Source organism: Ensifer sp. Root142 (genome assembly GCF_001426785.1).
In the GTDB taxonomy this organism is placed as follows: domain Bacteria; phylum Pseudomonadota; class Alphaproteobacteria; order Rhizobiales; family Rhizobiaceae; genus Ensifer; species Ensifer canadensis.
The window spans coordinates 200,481-216,930 of sequence record NZ_LMFK01000012.1 but is presented as its reverse complement, the minus strand read 5'-3'; the positions used below and the strand labels follow the sequence as shown (position 1 = coordinate 216,930).

Annotated in this window: 14 protein-coding genes and 1 pseudogene; 9 read left to right on the top strand and 6 right to left on the bottom strand. The window is 63.8% G+C overall.

Annotation, left to right across the window (positions count from 1 at the left end; all coding sequences use genetic code 11):
• Window positions 1-195: 195 nt before the first annotated feature.
• The 4 genes from ASD52_RS13565 to ASD52_RS13550 all read right to left on the bottom strand — a co-directional run bounded on the left by ASD52_RS13565 (window position 196) and on the right by ASD52_RS13550 (window position 3,906).
• A complete protein-coding gene (locus ASD52_RS13565; RefSeq protein ID WP_025425773.1) occupies window positions 196-816 on the bottom strand; it encodes a nucleoside triphosphate hydrolase in 621 nt (206 codons plus the stop codon).
• Entirely contained in the window at window positions 813-1,595 is a 783-nt protein-coding gene (locus ASD52_RS13560; protein WP_025425772.1) for an ATP-binding cassette domain-containing protein, read from the bottom strand. The genes ASD52_RS13565 and ASD52_RS13560 overlap by 4 nt, the downstream gene beginning before the upstream one ends.
• Entirely contained in the window at window positions 1,595-2,680 is a 1,086-nt protein-coding gene (locus ASD52_RS13555) for an ABC transporter permease (RefSeq protein ID WP_025425771.1), read from the bottom strand. The genes ASD52_RS13560 and ASD52_RS13555 overlap by 1 nt, the downstream gene beginning before the upstream one ends.
• Window positions 2,681-2,880: 200 nt before the next feature.
• Complete coding sequence (locus ASD52_RS13550; protein WP_025425770.1) at window positions 2,881-3,906, bottom strand: sugar ABC transporter substrate-binding protein; 1,026 nt, start codon at window positions 3,904-3,906, stop codon at window positions 2,881-2,883.
• A gap of 283 nt (window positions 3,907-4,189) precedes the next feature.
• Here ASD52_RS13550 and ASD52_RS13545 point away from each other — a divergent pair, with 283 nt between their 5' ends.
• The gene (locus ASD52_RS13545; RefSeq protein ID WP_025425769.1) at window positions 4,190-5,422 is read left to right on the top strand and encodes an ROK family transcriptional regulator; all 1,233 of its coding nucleotides are present in this window, start codon (window positions 4,190-4,192) and stop codon (window positions 5,420-5,422) included.
• Window positions 5,422-5,850 (top strand): RbsD/FucU family protein, encoded by a 429-nt coding sequence (locus ASD52_RS13540; protein ID WP_025425768.1) that lies wholly within the window; start codon window positions 5,422-5,424, stop codon window positions 5,848-5,850. Before ASD52_RS13545 ends, ASD52_RS13540 begins: the two co-directional genes overlap by 1 nt.
• A gap of 71 nt (window positions 5,851-5,921) precedes the next feature.
• Here ASD52_RS13540 and ASD52_RS13535 read toward each other — a convergent pair whose 3' ends face one another.
• Complete coding sequence (locus tag ASD52_RS13535) at window positions 5,922-6,344, bottom strand: DoxX family protein (protein WP_025425767.1); 423 nt, start codon at window positions 6,342-6,344, stop codon at window positions 5,922-5,924.
• A 265-nt stretch (window positions 6,345-6,609) separates the two neighbouring features.
• On the opposite strand from ASD52_RS13535, the gene ASD52_RS13530 reads away from it, so the two are divergent.
• A complete protein-coding gene (locus tag ASD52_RS13530; protein WP_025425766.1) occupies window positions 6,610-7,314 on the top strand; it encodes a Crp/Fnr family transcriptional regulator in 705 nt (234 codons plus the stop codon).
• Between the two features lie 5 nt (window positions 7,315-7,319).
• Complete coding sequence (locus ASD52_RS13525) at window positions 7,320-9,194, top strand: CHASE2 domain-containing protein (RefSeq protein ID WP_025425765.1); 1,875 nt, start codon at window positions 7,320-7,322, stop codon at window positions 9,192-9,194.
• A gap of 68 nt (window positions 9,195-9,262) precedes the next feature.
• On the opposite strand, the gene ASD52_RS13520 is transcribed toward ASD52_RS13525, so the two are convergent.
• A complete protein-coding gene (locus ASD52_RS13520; RefSeq protein ID WP_025425764.1) occupies window positions 9,263-9,883 on the bottom strand; it encodes a FecR domain-containing protein in 621 nt (206 codons plus the stop codon).
• A 231-nt stretch (window positions 9,884-10,114) separates the two neighbouring features.
• Between ASD52_RS13520 and ASD52_RS40750 the strand changes: the two are divergent.
• The 5 genes and pseudogenes from ASD52_RS40750 to putA all read left to right on the top strand — a co-directional run.
• Window positions 10,115-10,660 (top strand): annotated as a pseudogene (locus ASD52_RS40750) (sel1 repeat family protein); the annotation flags it as partial.
• Window positions 10,637-10,975: a tetratricopeptide repeat protein gene (locus ASD52_RS40745; RefSeq protein ID WP_309141641.1), complete on the top strand. Its 339-nt coding sequence runs from the start codon at window positions 10,637-10,639 to the stop codon at window positions 10,973-10,975. The pseudogene ASD52_RS40750 and the gene ASD52_RS40745, both read left to right, overlap by 24 nt.
• Window positions 10,976-11,104: 129 nt before the next feature.
• Window positions 11,105-11,911: a phosphodiesterase gene (locus tag ASD52_RS13510; protein WP_025425762.1), complete on the top strand. Its 807-nt coding sequence runs from the start codon at window positions 11,105-11,107 to the stop codon at window positions 11,909-11,911.
• 310 nt (window positions 11,912-12,221) lie between these two features.
• The gene (locus ASD52_RS13505) at window positions 12,222-12,536 is read left to right on the top strand and encodes a YkgJ family cysteine cluster protein (protein WP_025425761.1); all 315 of its coding nucleotides are present in this window, start codon (window positions 12,222-12,224) and stop codon (window positions 12,534-12,536) included.
• 189 nt (window positions 12,537-12,725) lie between these two features.
• Window positions 12,726-16,433, top strand: a complete 3,708-nt coding sequence (putA, locus tag ASD52_RS13500; protein WP_025425760.1) for a trifunctional transcriptional regulator/proline dehydrogenase/L-glutamate gamma-semialdehyde dehydrogenase — start codon at window positions 12,726-12,728, stop codon at window positions 16,431-16,433.
• Window positions 16,434-16,450: the final 17 nt, after the last annotated feature.

Below are 16,450 nucleotides of genomic sequence, written 5' to 3'. Positions count from 1 at the left end.
TCTCCTAAGTCAGGGCGGGATGCAGGCGGAAAACCGCGTACACTTTTCCTGATCCCCCTCCCGGTGCTCGCGCCCGATCCGCGCGCGCAGCTTTGCAGCCGGCAGGTGCGGGTGTTGGGCGGTTACTCATGTGGTGAAACCGCGTCTCGATATCACCAATGCGCCCGCAAACACAATCCGCAATCCGACCATCGCTCAGAAATCCGCAAGCACGACATCTGCGCGTCGCTGATGCTCGACCACACGATGCGCGTTGGGGATGTCGTTGCCATGGGCTTTTCGCTTCGCCGCCTCCTCGTCGTAGCCGTGGTCGAACCAGCGCTTCAAAAGCCGCCGCTCCAGTTCCTCGATGCCGGGATTGATGAAGATGGAGAAATCGAAGGCACCGGCAAGCTTGTTCCAGGGCGCCTCGTCGAGCAGCAGATAGTTGCCCTCGGCGAGAATAATGCGGGTATCGGCCGCTACAACACGCGCCGAGGCGATCGCCAGTTCGCGCGAGCGATCGAAGACCGGCACCAGCACCTCGCCGTCATTGGCCCTGACCGCAGCGATCGTCGCCAGGAACGACCTGACATCAAAGGTTTCCGGCGCACCTTTGCGGGCAAGCAGGCCCTTCTCTTCGAGCACGGCATTGTCCATGTGAAAGCCGTCCATCGGCAGCACCGCCGCCATTTCTCCTGCAGCTACCAGCGCTTCGGCAAGCGCGTCGGACAGGGTGGATTTTCCGGCACCCGGCGGGCCGGCAATCGCCACGACGAAACGGGCGGCTCCAGCCGCCCGTTCGAGGATCTGATCAACCACCGGCCCGACATTCATGCGGCGAGCGCCTCGCGCGGCGGCTCCTTCGCGCCGGTCATGAAGGCGACGGCATCAGACATCGTGTGTTCCTTCGGATTGATGACGCAGAGGCGTTTGCCAAGCCTGTGGATGTGGATGCGATCGGCCACCTCGAACACATGCGGCATGTTGTGCGAGATGAGCACGATCGGCAGGCCGCGCGAACGCACGTCGAGGATCAACTCCAGCACCCGCCGGCTTTCCTTGACGCCGAGGGCTGCCGTCGGCTCGTCCATGATCACCACCTTGGAACCGAAGGCTGCGGCTCGCGCCACCGCCACGCCCTGGCGCTGGCCGCCCGAAAGCGTTTCCACCGCCTGGTTGATGTTCTGGATGGTCATCAGGCCGAGCTCGGACAGCTTTGCCCGCGCCCGCTTCTCCATCTCCGCACGGTCGAGCGTGCGGAAAAGCTTGCCCATGATGCCGGGTTTACGGATTTCGCGGCCGAGAAACATGTTGTCGGCGATCGAGAGCGCCGGTGACAGCGCCAGGTTCTGATAGACGGTCTCGATGCCGGCCGTGCGCGCCTCCATCGGCGAGCGGAAGTTGATCTGCTGGCCCTCGAGCCGGATTTCCCCCTCATCCGGCGTGATGGCGCCGGAGATCGCCTTGATCATCGAGGACTTTCCGGCGCCGTTGTCGCCGATGACGGCCAGGATCTCGCCCGGGTAGAGGTCGAAATCGGCATAGTCGAGAGCCGTAACTCGGCCATAACGCTTGACCAGGCCGCGCGCGGTGAGAATGGGTTCCTGAGCCATCAGCCTGCTACCTTTCTGATCCATTGGTCGATTGCGACGGCGGTGATGATCAGCACGCCGGTGAGGAAGACTTTCCATTGCGGATCGGCGCCCAACATGTTGAGCCCCATGGAGACCACGCCGACGATCATCGCGCCGATCAGCGTTCCAAGGATCGATCCACGCCCGCCGAAGAGTGAGATGCCGCCGATTACGGCCGCGGTGATGGCCTGAAGATTGTAGTCGGTGACCGCTGCCGAAGGCGAGATCGAGCCGTTGCGGCCGATCGAGACCCAGGCGGCGAGTGCCGCAATCAGGCCGGCGAGCGTATAGGCGCTGAGCAGCACGCGGCTGGTGCGGATACCGGAAAGCTTCGCTGCCTCAGGATCGTCGCCGACGGCATAAAGGTGGCGTCCCCAGGCCGTATGGTTGAGCGCGTACCAGAGGCCAAGGACCAGCACGACCATCATCACCACACCGAGCGTGAAGACGGCGGATCCCACCTTGAAGCTGACGCCAAAGAGGTGAAGCATCTTGGTGACGGCCGCTACATCGGCCTCGCGGATCGTCGCATTTGCCGAGTAGATGAAGTTCGTCGACATGATGACGTACCAGGTGCCGAGCGTGACGATGAACGGCGGAAGCTTGACCCTGGAGACGAGGAAGCCGTTGAGGAAGCCGCAGGCACCGCCGACGACGAAGCCGATGAAGATCGCGATCGGCGCCGGAAGGCCGTAAGTCACGGCGCAATTGCCCATGATGACAGCCGAAAGCACCATGATCACACCGATCGAAAGGTCGATGCCGGCCGTCAGGATGACCAGGGTCTGCGCGGCCCCCAGGATGCCGACGATGGCGATCTGCTGCAGGATCAGCGTCAGCGTATAGGACGAGAAGAACTTTCCACCGATCGTCAGACCGAAGATCAGGATCGCTGCAACGAGCACGATGAACGGCACAGCCGCCGGCGTCGAATGCAGGAAATGCTGGATCTTCTGGATCAGCGTCTTGTCATGTGTGTCGAACGACGCGACCTGCGTCGAACTGTTGACCAGGACCTTTTCGAATTCCTGGGATGGCTGTGCGGCTGCGTTGGGCTCGCCCATGGACCTTCCTCCGGTGAACCCCACTCCCAAGGGGTTGCGATGCAATCTGGTGCACAGCCCGCCCACCATGTGGCGGGCATCAGCACTCATTCAAGAAGCTGCGCGGTTTTCGTCGCCTTGTCAAAGACATCGACGCTTACGCGAAGGGCGGCCCGGGCCGCCCTTCCGTTGCTGCTCATGCGTTCGAAGAACGGGAGCGATCAGCCCCAGCACTTCTCCGTGCCGACCTTGACGTCGATCGATTCGACGCCGGCAGCCGGCTTGTCGGTGACGAGCGAAACGCCGGTGTCGAAGAAGTCCTTGCCTTCGGTCGGCTTCGGCTTTTCGCCGCTGTCGGCGAACTTCTTGATCGCCTCGATGCCGAGCGCCGCCATCATCAGCGGATACTGCTGCGAGGTCGCGCCGATGACGCCTTCGGCCACCGACTTGACGCCGGGGCAACCGCCGTCAACCGATACGATCAGCACGTCCTTTTCCTTGCCAACGGCTTTCAGCGCCTGGTAGGCGCCGACGGCGGCCGGCTCATTGATGGTGTGGATCACGTTGATATCAGGATCCTTCTGCAGAAGGTTTTCCATCGCCTTGCGGCCACCTTCTTCGTTGCCGTTGGTGACGTCGTGGCCGACGATGCGGGCATCATCCTCGTCGCCGATCTTGTTAGGATCTTTCGGGTCGATGCCGAAGCCGATCATGAAGCCCTGGTCGCGCAGGACGTCAACGGTCGGCTGCGACGGTATCAGATCGAGGAAGCCGACCTTGGCGGTCTTGGCGCCCTCGCCCATCGTGGCGGCGGCCCATTGGCCGATCAGCTTGCCGGCGAGCAGGTTGTCTGTAGCGAACGTCGCGTCGGCGGCGGTGGCCGGATCAAGCGGCGTATCGAGCGCGATCACCAGAAGACCGGCCTCCTGCGCCTTCTTCACCTGGTCGACGATTGCCTTCGTGTCGGAAGCGGCGATCAGGATGCCCTTGGCGCCATCGGCGATGCAGGATTCGATCGCAGCCACCTGGCTGTCATGGTCGCCGTCGATCTTGCCGGCATAGGACTTCAGCGTGACGCCGAGTTCCTGGGCCTTGGCGGTAGCGCCTTCCTTCATCTTGACGAAGAAGGGGTTGGTATCGGTCTTTGTAATCAGGCAGGCGCCGATATCGGCGGCCTGTGCCGGAGCGGCAAAAACGACGCCGAGCGACAGCACGCCGAACGCGGCGGAGAGAACAGTCTTCTTCATGTAATCCTCCCAAGGATGAAAAACGTGCCGGTGGACCGGCCCAGGCCTCGCCGCCACAGCATTCTCCTCTGCTGCAGCAGGCGCTTCCGGATCAAAAACAAACATTAAATTTCGGGGGTGTCAATAAATAAATCAAATTGAATTATTATTTCGATGTGGCATTCTCTGGATAACAGCGATCCGAGGCCATCCGGGCCGTCGCGCAAATTGACAGGTCCGCCCAGAGCGGAAACAACAGACCCGCGCCAAGCGGGCACCAATGCCAACGGGAGGAGACGGTGGCATGTCATTGACAGACGGCCCCGACAGGGGACCGATACAACCTGAGGTCATCGACCCGAGCGGCGGGGCGAACCAGACGCGCGTGCGCGCCTACAACGAGAGGCTGGTGATGTCGCTGGTGCGGCGTCACGGCGAGCTGTCGAAGGCGGATATCGCCAGACGCTCCGGCCTTTCGGCGCAGACCGTTTCCGTCATCATGCGGGCGCTCGAAAGCGATGGCCTCTTGGTGCGCGGCGCGCCGGTGCGCGGCCGTGTCGGCCAGCCGTCGACGCCGATGCGGCTCAACCCGGATGCGGTGTTTTCCTTTGGGGTGAAGATCGGGCGTCGAAGTGCCGACCTGGTGCTGATGGATTTCGTCGGCAATATCCGCCTGCACCTGCACCAGATCCATGCCTATCCGCTGCCCGGCGAACTGGTCGACTTCATCGTCGGCGGCATCGAGAAACTCGAGGCGCAACTGAGCCCAGAGGAGCGCAAGCGCATCGCTGGGGTCGGTATCGCCACGCCCTTCGAACTGTGGAACTGGGCGGAAGAAGTCGGCGCCCCGCGGGAAGAAATGAACCGGTGGCGCGAGGTGGACCTGCAGGCGATCGTGGCCCAACGCACCCGCCACCCGGTGTTCCTGCAGAATGACGGCACCAGCGCCTGCGGCGCCGAACTCGCCTTCGGCGTCGGCGCCAGCTATCCCGACTTCGTCTATTTCTACATCGGCTCGTTCATCGGCGGCGGCATCGTCATCAATTCCGCGCTCTTTTCCGGCCGCACCGGCACCGCCGGCGCCGTCGGCCCGCTGCCGGTTTCCGGCAAGGACGGCAAGACCATCCAGCTCCTGAAGATCGCCTCGGTCTTCGTGCTCGAAAACCTGCTGCGCGAACGCGGCATCGATCCGAAGCCGCTGTGGTATTCGGCCGACGACTGGATCGATTTCGGTGAGCCACTCACGATCTGGATCGACGACAGTGCGGCAGCCCTTGCCCAGGCGGTCGTCTCCGCCGCCTCGATCATCGACTTCTCCGCCGTTGTCATCGACGGCGGCTTCCCGCCCTGGGTCCGCGCCCGGCTTTTGACGGCAACGCGCAAGGCGCTCTACGACCTCGACCTGCAGGGCGTGACGATCCCGGAACTGGTCGAAGGTTTGGTCGGCAGCCATGCCCGCGCCATCGGCGGCGCGAGCCTGCCGTTGTTCTCCCGCTACCTGCTCGACACCAACGTCCTCTTCAAGGAGCTCAGCTGATGCTGAAAGGCATAGACCCGATCCTCAGCCCCGAATTGCTGGCGACGCTTAGGGCAATGGGCCATGGCGACGAGATTGCGCTGGTCGACGGCAACTATCCCGGCCAGGAACATGCTCGCCGGCTGGTTCGGCTCGACGGCCACGGGCTGATCCCGGTGCTGGACGCCATTCTCAGCGTGATGCCGATCGACGATTTCGTGCCGGCGGCGATCTTCCGCGCTACAGTCAAGCAGGACCGGGACGCGCTAGATCCCGTCCACCGGGAGATCATCGATTGCTGCGGCAGGCATGAGCCGGCACGAACGGTCGTGCCCCTGCTCGGCCCGGAATTCTATCCGCGGGTGCAAGCGGCGCACACGGTGGTGCAGACCAGCGAACCGCGGCTTTACGGCAACGTCATCCTGCGCAAGGGCGTGATCTATCCCTGACGGATCGGGCGACAAAACGAAAAACCCGCCGGCGGAACCGGCGGGTTTTTTCGTTTCATGTCTGGAATGTCTTAGGCGCGACGTGCGTCGATCGACAGTGCGCCCGGGCCGAAGGCGGCAAGCACCAGGAAGCCGCCGGCAACCGAGATGTTCTTCATCATCATCAGGCCGTTGAAGACGCTCAGCAGGCCGTTGGCTTCCGGCGGGAACGTCGGAATGTTGATTGCGCCGCTGTGGAAGACGAAGGCGGTGACCAGGCAGAACAGAGCCAGCAGGTAGGCTGCAATCTTCGTCTGGAAGCCGACCAGAACGGCAAGACCGCCGATCAGCTCGAAAGCGCCGGCGAGATAGGCAAGCGCGGTTGCTGCCGGCCAGCCGGCATTAGCAATCATTCCGGCGGTGCCGGCGGGATCAGTCAGCTTGCCGAAGCCAGCGGTGATGAACATGATCGAAAGGAGAATGCGCCCGATGAGGACGACGACATTCTGAGACATGCGAGGCTCCTGTGAGAAACGAGTGTTGGCAGCAGAAGTATCAGCATTTTCAAATTCATCTAGCCGCACGCCCGGCGACAGATCGTTCACAACGTAGAGACAACCGGGATTTATCGTCAACCGACATTTGAGCCGCGGCCCAGTCTGTGCAGTGCTTTTCGTCCTAGCGAGCGCTGGTTCGGCCACAAGTGTTCTTTTCTGTTGCAAGGACGGGGCTGCTGGGTGAAATTCAGGCGCGGCAGGGGACGCCGCGCGGGGGCATCTCATGAACGAAATCAACAGGAGCCCGGCCTTCTGGCACTCATTCGCGATCTTCGAAGGGTTCGACAAGAAAACGATCGAGGATCTCGCCGATATCGCCACCTATCGAAAGTGGCCGGCCGGCACGGTGATCTTCCAGCGTGGCGACGAAGGCAACTATATGATCGTGGTCATATCGGGCCGCATCAAGCTTTCTCTGATCACACCGCAGGGCCGCGAACTGATGCTGCGCCAGCATGAAGCCGGCGCGATCTTCGGCGAGATGGCGGTGCTCGACGGCCAGACGCGGTCGGCAGACGCCACGGCGCAGACGGCGTCCGAAGGCTACGTGATCGGCAAGAAGGCGTTTCTCGATATGGTCACTACCCGGCCGGCGGCAGCTGAGTCCGTCATCCGCTTTCTCTGCGCCCAGCTGCGCGACACCACCGAGCGGCTGGAAACCATCGCGCTCTATGACCTCAACGCCCGCGTTGCGCGGTTCTTCCTGGCCACACTCCGGCAGATCCACGGCAACGAGCTTCCCGAAAGCGCCAATCTGCGGCTGACGATGAGCCAGACGGATATCGCCGGCGTTCTCGGCGCCAGTCGCCCCAAGGTCAACCGGGCCATTCTGTGGCTAGAGGAGAGCGGCGCCATCAAGCGGGGAGAAGGGATCATCGCCTGCAAGGTCGGCCGGCTGCTGAGCATCGCCGATCCTGAAGAGGATTAGGCGGCATGACCGTGCAACCTCGCCGGCAATTTCGCTTCACTCCGCTCGCCGGCGGGATCCTGACGAGCCTGATCGTCGCATTGGCACTCTATTTCTATGCGGAACCGGTATTCGAAACGCAGCGGGAGCTGTTCTTCGACCGCCTGATGCAATGGGTGCCGTCACCGCAATCGCCCGACATCGTCGTCGTCGATATCGACCGGGCGGCCTACCAATCCCGGCCTGATGGAGACTGGGACAGGGCGGCAACCGCCGAACTCCTATCCGGACTGACCGTGGCCGGCGCCAAGGTCATCGCCGTCGACTTCGTCTTCAGTTCCGATTGTGCGGCAGAGCTGCCAGGCAATACATCGCTTTCGCAAGCGCTTTCGAAGACCCCCGTCGTTCTCGGCTTTCTCATTGCCGATACGCTGCAGGAGCGCCCTCGCCCGGCTCCGCCACTGGCGTTGAGCCGCCCCTTCGCAGCACCGGAACTCTGGTTCCTCGACGGCGCGGAAACCTCCTGCCCTTCCTTCATGGATCACGCCAAGGCGGCGGCCGCATCATTTCTTGTCGGCGACGAGGATGCCCGTATCCGACGGGTGCAGGCTTTCGCTGTTCTCGGCGAAGAGGCCTATCCGACGCTTGCGATCGAGGCGACGCGGCTGATGATGGGTGCAGGAACGCCGATACTCGGCGGCGACCCAGCCTGGCTGCGGCTCGACAGGCAGGTGATCACACTCGACGATACCGGCAGCCTGCGCTTCGTCGCGAGCACCCCTGACTTGATCGCCGCCCGGACCATTTCGGCAGCCGACGTTCTCTCAGGGAAAGCAGGCAGCGACAGGTTTGCGGGCAAACTCGTCTTCATCGGCAGCAGCCTGCCCAATCTCGGCGGCCTCCGGCCGAGCGCCTCAATGCCGCTCGAGCCCTCGGTTCAGATCCATGCCGATATCGCCAATGCGATCGCCACCGGTTTCATTCCACGGCGTGACGCGCGGCTTCCCGTCATCGAGGCCCTGTTCTCGCTGGCAGCGGGCATTGCCGCCGCCTATGGCGCGGCAAGGCTCCGGCCGATGACATCGGCCGTGCTCGGCATCGTCGCGGTTGCCGTCGTCGTCGCGGCGACTGCCGCGATCTACCGCACCAGCGGCTGGCTCGTCGATGCAGTGAGCATTTCAGTCGCACTTGCTGCCGTGCTGGCAGTGACCAGCACGCTGCAGTTCGCCCATGTCAGGCGGGCGGAAGCGACGGCGCGGGAAAAATTCTCGCAATACCTGCCGCAATCCGTCGTCGCGCGCTACATCGACAATCCAGGTGCTGCCCGGGTTGCGGGCGAGGAACGGGCGGTGACGGCGCTGTTCACCGACATCGAGAGCTTTTCGACGCTTTCGCAAAAACTCGGGCCGCGCGACCTCATCGCCCTGCTCGATATCTATTTTACCGAGGTCAACGGGCTGGTAGCGCAATATGGCGGCATGGTCGACAAGGTGGTCGGCGACGCCGTGCACGCCTTCTTCAACGCGCCGGAGGATCTGGCCGATCATGTCGACAAGGCAATCGAATGCGCCAAGGCAATCCATGCGTTGACCGAAGAAATGCGCAGGCGACCGCAGTTTGCCGCACGGGATTTCGGGCGCACGCGCATCGGGGTCGAGACGGGTCAGGCGGTGCTTGGCGAAGTCGGCGCCGGCGGCAAGCTCGACTACACCGCCCATGGCGACGCCATCAACCTTGCAGCGCGACTGCAGGAGGCAAACAAATTTCTGGGCACGGCCATCTGCGTCGGCCCGGCTGCAGCAGCTGAAAGCAAGCAACGGCTTCGCTCGCTCGGCAGCCATGAAATCCGCGGCTTTGCCACGATGGAACTCTTCACAGTCGCCGACCCTGAACAGGTGTAGCGCCACTGCAGAATTCCATGGTCGGCATCGATTGAGGCAGAGAATTGCTCCTCGTGGTGCTGCCGACGCTACTGTTGGCCAACACTGGCATAGGCTTCCCGGATCCGCGCCTGTCCCCAGTTGACGGGGTCGCTCGGCGCGTCGCCTCGCTGTCGGAACTCGACGCCCTGCCCCGCAGCGACAATCTGCGTTACGCCGCCCGCGGCGACCGCAACGCTGCCATGCTCGACGAAGACGGCGAAGGCGACACGGCTCGGGCCGCAAAAGAACTTGGTGCCGCGCACGCCGATCATGCCGAAAGCGGTCCTGACGGCAACATCGACCTTGGGCAGCCCCTCGGGGCGGTCGAATACCATTCGGCCGATGCCGAGTTCGAGCGTACCGCCCTGGCCGGCAATGAAGCTGTCGACCAGCAGATCGGTCTCAGCACCCAAGAGGACGCGGGTGTCGGCACCAAGCGCCAGGGTTGCGAAACTTTCGGCCTCGGTGCGCACATGATCGTTGTCGAAGATCTGCGCACCGACAGCCAGAGCCTCTTCCTGCTCAGTCTGTCGACGACGAACGTCGCCGCGGATTTCCGTTGCCTTGCCGATCACCGGGCTCGCCATGGTCGTTGCCACGCCGCCGCCCATGGCCGCCAACAACAGGCCACCAACGACGACGCGCCTGCTCACCAGCATCTGCCGCACCAGCTCCCGGTCCATCATGGTCCTTCTCCCTGTTCGACGCGTTCGAGCCCTCGAGCGTCCGGCTTTCCCAAAGGATATCCCCGATATCAGCGGAAACAAGCCGAACGCGCAATGGTGCGTTCCTTGCCACCTCTCCACTTCGCCAGAGCCCCAGCAATCCGGCTGTTACCGCCGGAACAGGCAGTGCGAACCCACCGGGCTAAGTTCGCGTCAAGAGACGGGGAGAGCATCATGGAAAATCAGCGCAAAACAGGCATTCGCATCTTCAACGCATTGCTTCTCGCCATCGTCAGCTTCCTGGCGCTTGCGGCAATCGCGCTTCCTCCCGCCCGTGCGGCAGAACTTTCGGCCGTCGACATCTGCGACCGCGAGGCGGGCAGCATCTTCGACCTGCAGCGCAACCAGGCCTTCCCGGCAGTTGCGACCGAGGACATGAAGATCGGTATCGCCCTTTCGGCCTGCCGCGAGGCCTATAACCAGCATGCCGGCGCCCGCATCGAGTTCCAGTTGGCCCGCGTGCTCGACAAGGCCGGCCAGAAGATCCAGTCGCTGCGCATCCTCAGCGAAGCGGCCGAACACGGCCATGCGCTGGCGATGACCAACTATGCGGTGCTTGTCGGCGAACAGGGCGACATCAAGACCGAATTCGCGCTCAACCAGAAAGCCGCCGCAGCCGGCAATATCCTCGCTGCCTATAATCTCGGCGTCGCCTACCGCGACGGCATGGGCACCGCCGCCAACGGCAAGCTCGCCATCGAATGGTTCGAGCGGGCGACGCTCGCCGGCGATGACATCGCCGCATTCAACCTCGCGGTCATCCTGGATGAAGGCAAGCTGGTGCCGGAAGACAACGCCAGGGCCGCGCGCTTCTATCGCCTCGCCGTCGAGCGCGGCAATGTCGACGCGATGGTCAATCTCGGCCTGATGCTGGAGACCGGCGAAGGCGTAACCAAGGATTCATCGGCCGCGCGCGCCATCTTCCGCAAAGCCGCGGCCGAGGGCGACGCCTTTGCTGAGCGCAAGTTCGCCGAACTCAGCGGCGGCAGCAATTTCGAGACGGCCATGCTCGACAAGACCAGCCGCATCAAGTGACGCATTGCGAGCCGACCTCAACCGGTCGGTCCGCGTTATGTCCCGACAGGTTCCCCCCAAAGATGCAGCTTGACGTGCAGCCGGGCGCACTACAGCGTGGCGGGAAGACACCCCTCGCCTGGAAATGTAATGACGAAACTGATTATCTTTACCGACCTGCACATGGTGCCCGAGGGCACGACGATCATCGGCCTCGATCCCTACCAGCGCCTGGCCAACGGTATCGCACATGTGAACCGCTACCACGCGGATGCCGACCGGGTGATCTTCACCGGCGACCTCGCGCATCATGCCGACCGCGCCTCCTACGAGCGGCTGAAAACGCTGACCGATCAATTGCTGCCTCCGGCCGCCATCATGATCGGCAACCACGACCGGCGCGACGTGTTTCTCGACGTCTTTGCAGACGCCGTAACGGACGACGATGGCTTCGTGCAGCAAGTGGTCGACTTTGGCGATTGCCGGGCGATCCTGCTCGACACGCTGTTTGCGCCGCCCTACGACTACCCCAACAGCCATGCCGGGCTCCTGTGCCAGAAACGCCTTACCTGGCTCGATCGCCAATTGGCAGAAGCCGGCGACAGGCCGGTGCTCATCTTCATGCATCATCCCCCGCACGCCACCGGCTTCACCGGCATGGACATGATCCGCCTCGTCAACGAAGTGGAATTTTATGCGCTCGTGAAGAACCACGGCAATGTGCGCCACATCTTCGCCGGCCATGTGCACCGCACGATCAGCGGTTCCAGCCGCGGCATACCCTTCTCTGTCTTCAAGAGCCCGGTGCACCAGCAGCCGATGCCGTTCGATGCGCCGGATGCCTCGCTCTCAGTCGATGAACCAGCAGCCTACGGCATTGCCGTGGTGACGAAGGATGGCGTTCTCGTTCATACCGAGGATTACGAAATCGCCCGCCGGGACGCTGCCTTCGCCTGATACCAACCTGCACGGATATTGACCCATTGCGCCGGCGCGATTTTGGTTTCCTGTAAGGAGAAAACCGGAGCCGGACCACGCGGTCCGGTGAGGATTGTCGACGCTATCAGGAGGCCAAAAGCGCCCGGCCCTTCGGATGGGCCGCCTGTCGGCCACCGGCAGCCTCGCAATCCTCGACCGATGTCCAGGCATCGCTCTAAGGTCCGCTCCTTCCCGGACGACCGCAGACGGTCCCACGCAGTGGGCCAATATCCGTGCAGGTTGGTATGAGGGGCATTCCGGCCGCCGGGCCTTCATGCTAGGTTGGCCCATGACCCAAACCACCGCCACCGATGAAATCCTCGACTGTCAGAGCTGCGGCGCCTGCTGCGCCTACTCCTCCGACTGGCCGCGATTCTCGATGGAGACGGACGAGGAACTCGACCTGATACCGGAAGAGTACGTCGCCGCCGACCTCGGCGGCATGCGCTGCGAAGACAACCGTTGCACGGCACTCGGCGGCAAGCTCGGGGTGCATGTCGCCTGCAAGATCTACGCTGTGAGGCCGATCGTCTGTCGCACCTGCATGCCCGGTGACGACGAGTGTCTGATGGCGCGCGAACGGCACTTCGGGCAGGCCGCGTAGAACTTCGGATCATCCGGCACTCAAGCCTACATTCCGTATCCCCATCGGTTTGCCGGCACTGCGATAGTGAAACATTCCGAGAATGACGAAATTTGCCGGATGGATGTTCGGCGGGACGACGCGTATTTTCTGCCCACGAAATCCAAGGCGCATTGCGCCTTGTCACCGCCTTCCGGAGGACCGCGTTCGATGAGCCAGACCCAGCTTCAAAAATCCAGCCCAAAGGCCGATGCGGCCCCGGCCCCCTTTGCCGACTTCGCACCGCCGATCCGCGCGCAAGGCACGCTGCGCCAGGCGATCACCGCCGCGTACCGCCGGCCGGAAACCGAAGCGCTGCCGCCGCTCGTCGAAGCAGCAACGCTTCCGGCCGAGACACAGAAGGCAGCCGCCAGAACCGCCCGCAAGCTGATCGAGGCCCTGCGCGCAAAACATAAAGGTTCCGGCGTCGAAGGACTGGTGCACGAATACTCGCTGTCGAGCCAGGAAGGTGTGGCGCTGATGTGCCTGGCCGAGGCGCTGCTGCGCATTCCCGACACGGCAACGCGCGACGCGCTGATCCGCGACAAGATTTCCGACGGTGACTGGAAGTCGCATCTGGGCGGTGGCCGCTCGCTGTTCGTCAACGCCGCGACCTGGGGTCTGGTCGTGACCGGCAAGCTGACGTCGACGGTCAACGACCGCAGCCTTTCGGCCGCGCTGACGCGCCTGATCGCCCGCTGCGGCGAACCGGTGATCCGCCGCGGCGTCGACATGGCGATGCGGATGATGGGCGAACAATTCGTCACCGGCGAAACCATCGACGAGGCGCTGCGCCGCTCGCGCGCGCTCGAGCAGAAGGGTTTCCGCTACTCCTACGACATGCTGGGCGAAGCCGCGACCACGGCTGAAGACGCCGAGCGCTATTACAAGGACTACGAAACGGCGATCCATGCCATCGGCAAGGCATCGGCCGGACGCGGCATCTACGAAGGCCCCGGCATCTCCATCAAGCTTTCGGCGCTGCATCCGCGCTACGTGCGCGCGCAGTCGGCCCGCGTCATGGAAGAGCTTCTGCCGAAGGTGAAGGCACTCGCGGTCATTGCCAAGAAGTACGACATCGGCCTCAACATCGACGCCGAGGAAGCCGACCGGCTGGAGCTTTCGCTCGACCTGCTCGAAGAACTGTGCCTCGACAAGGATCTCGCCGGCTGGGACGGCATGGGCTTCGTGGTCCAGGCCTATGGCAAGCGTTGCCCCTTCGTGCTCGACTTCATCATCGACCTCGCCCGCCGCGCGAGCCGCCGCATCATGGTCCGGCTGGTCAAGGGCGCCTATTGGGACGCCGAGATCAAGCGCGCGCAGCTCGACGGCCTGGAAGACTTCCCCGTCTACACCCGCAAGATCTACACCGACGTTTCCTACATCGCCTGCGCCCGCAAGCTGCTGGCAGCAACCGACGTGATCTTCCCGCAGTTTGCCACCCACAACGCTCAGTCGCTCGCCACCATCTACGAACTGGCCGGCAAGGACTTCCAGGTCGGCAAGTACGAGTTCCAGTGCCTGCACGGCATGGGCGAACCGCTCTACGACGAAGTCGTCGGCAAGGGCAATCTCGACCGGCCGTGCCGCATCTATGCGCCCGTGGGCACGCACGAGACGCTGCTGGCCTACCTGGTGCGCCGCCTGCTTGAAAACGGCGCCAACTCTTCCTTCGTCAACCGCATCGCCGACCCGAAGGTCTCAATCGACGAACTGGTTGCCGATCCGGTCGACATCGTGCGCGCCATGCCTGTCGTCGGCGCGACGCACGCGCAGATCGCCCTGCCGGTCGGTTTGTTCGGCGATGCACGCCCGAACTCCGGTGGTCTCGACCTTTCCAACGAAACCTCGCTCGCATCGCTAACCGAAGCGCTCAAGGCCAGTGCTGCCATCGACTGGCGCGCGGTGCCGCAACTGGCAACCGGTCCTGCATCGGGCGAGACCCGCCCGGTCGTCAACCCCGGCGACCACCGCGATATCGTCGGCGCCGTCACCGAGACATCGGAAGCGGACGCCCGCCAGGCCGCAAGCCTTGCCGCGAAGGCCGCCTCGAGCTGGTCGGCGGTTTCACCGGCAGAGCGTGCAGCCTGCCTCGTGCGTGCAGCCGACATCATGCAAGCCCGCATGCCGACTTTGCTCGGCCTGATCGTGCGCGAAGCCGGCAAGTCGCTGCCGAACGCCATCGCCGAAGTGCGCGAAGCGATCGACTTCCTGCGCTACTATGCCGAACAGACCCGCCGCACACTCGGTCCTGCTCATAAGGCGCTCGGACCAATCGTCTGCATCAGCCCGTGGAACTTCCCGCTGGCGATCTTTGCCGGCCAGATTGCCGCAGCACTCGTCGCAGGTAACCCGGTGCTGGCAAAGCCGGCGGAAGAAACGCCACTGATCGCCGCCGAGGGCGTGCGCATCCTGCACGAAGCCGGCATTCCGGCCGACGCGCTGCAGCTCCTGCCCGGTGACGGTCGCATCGGTGCGGCACTGGTTGCCGCGCCTGAAATCGCCGGCGTGATGTTCACCGGCTCGACCGAAGTCGCACGCCTCATCCAGGCGCAGCTGGCCGACCGGCTGTCGCCGTCGGGCCGGCCGATCCCGCTGATCGCCGAAACCGGCGGCCAGAACGCCATGATCGTCGACAGTTCGGCGCTCGCCGAACAGGTCGTCGGCGACGTGATCGCCTCGGCCTTCGACAGCGCCGGCCAGCGCTGCTCGGCGCTGCGCGTCTTGTGCCTGCAGGAAGATGTCGCCGACCGCATCCTCGCGATGCTGAAGGGCGCGCTGCACGAACTGAAGATCGGCCGCACGGACAAGCTTTCCGTCGACGTCGGCCCTGTCATCACCGCGGAAGCGCAGGGGATCATCGAGAAGCACATCGAAACCATGCGCGGCATGGGTCGCAAGGTCGAGCAGATCGGCCTCGCGTCCGGTACCGAACTCGGTACCTTCGTGCCGCCGACGATCGTCGAGCTCGAAAAGCTCTCCGACCTCAAGCGCGAGGTCTTCGGTCCCGTTCTCCACGTCATCCGCTACCGCCGTGACGATCTCGACCGGTTGATCGACGATATCAACGCGACGGGCTACGGCCTGACCTTCGGCCTGCACACCCGCCTCGACGAGACGATTGCCCACGTCACGTCTCGCGTGAAGGCCGGCAACCTCTACGTCAACCGCAACGTCATCGGCGCTGTCGTCGGCGTACAGCCCTTCGGCGGTCGTGGCCTCTCGGGCACCGGCCCGAAAGCAGGCGGTCCGCTCTATCTCGGCCGCCTCGTCGCCACCGCCCCGGTGCCGCCGCAGCACAGCTCCGTCCACACCGATCCGGCGCTGCTCGACTTCGCCAAATGGCTCGACGGCAAGGGTGTCAAGGCGGAAGCCGAAGCCGCCCGCACAGCCGGCAGCAACTCGGCCCTCGGCCTCATCTCCGAGCTTCCAGGCCCGGTTGGCGAGCGTAACCTCTATGCGCTGCATCCTCGCGGCCGCGTGCTCCTGGTGCCAGCCACCGAGACCGGCCTCTATCGCCAGCTCGGCGCGGCACTGGCGACCGGCAACACCGTCGTCATCGACGCGGCGTCGGGCCTGCAGTCCTCGCTGAAGACCTTGCCGGCAAGTGTTTCCACCCGCCTGTCCTGGTCGAAGGATTGGTCGGCGGACGGCCCCTTCGCCGGTGCACTGGTCGAAGGCGACGGCGAGCGTGTGCGTGAGGTGAACAAGGTGATCGCCGGCCTGCCGGGTCCGCTGGTTCTGGTCCAGGCCGCCTCGACTGACGAGATCGGCCGCAACCCCGACGCCTATTGCCTCAACTGGCTCTTGGAAGAGGTGTCTACCTCGATCAACACCGCCGCTGCCGGCGGCAATGCCAGCCTGATGGCGATCGGCTGAGCCGGCCTGCATCAACA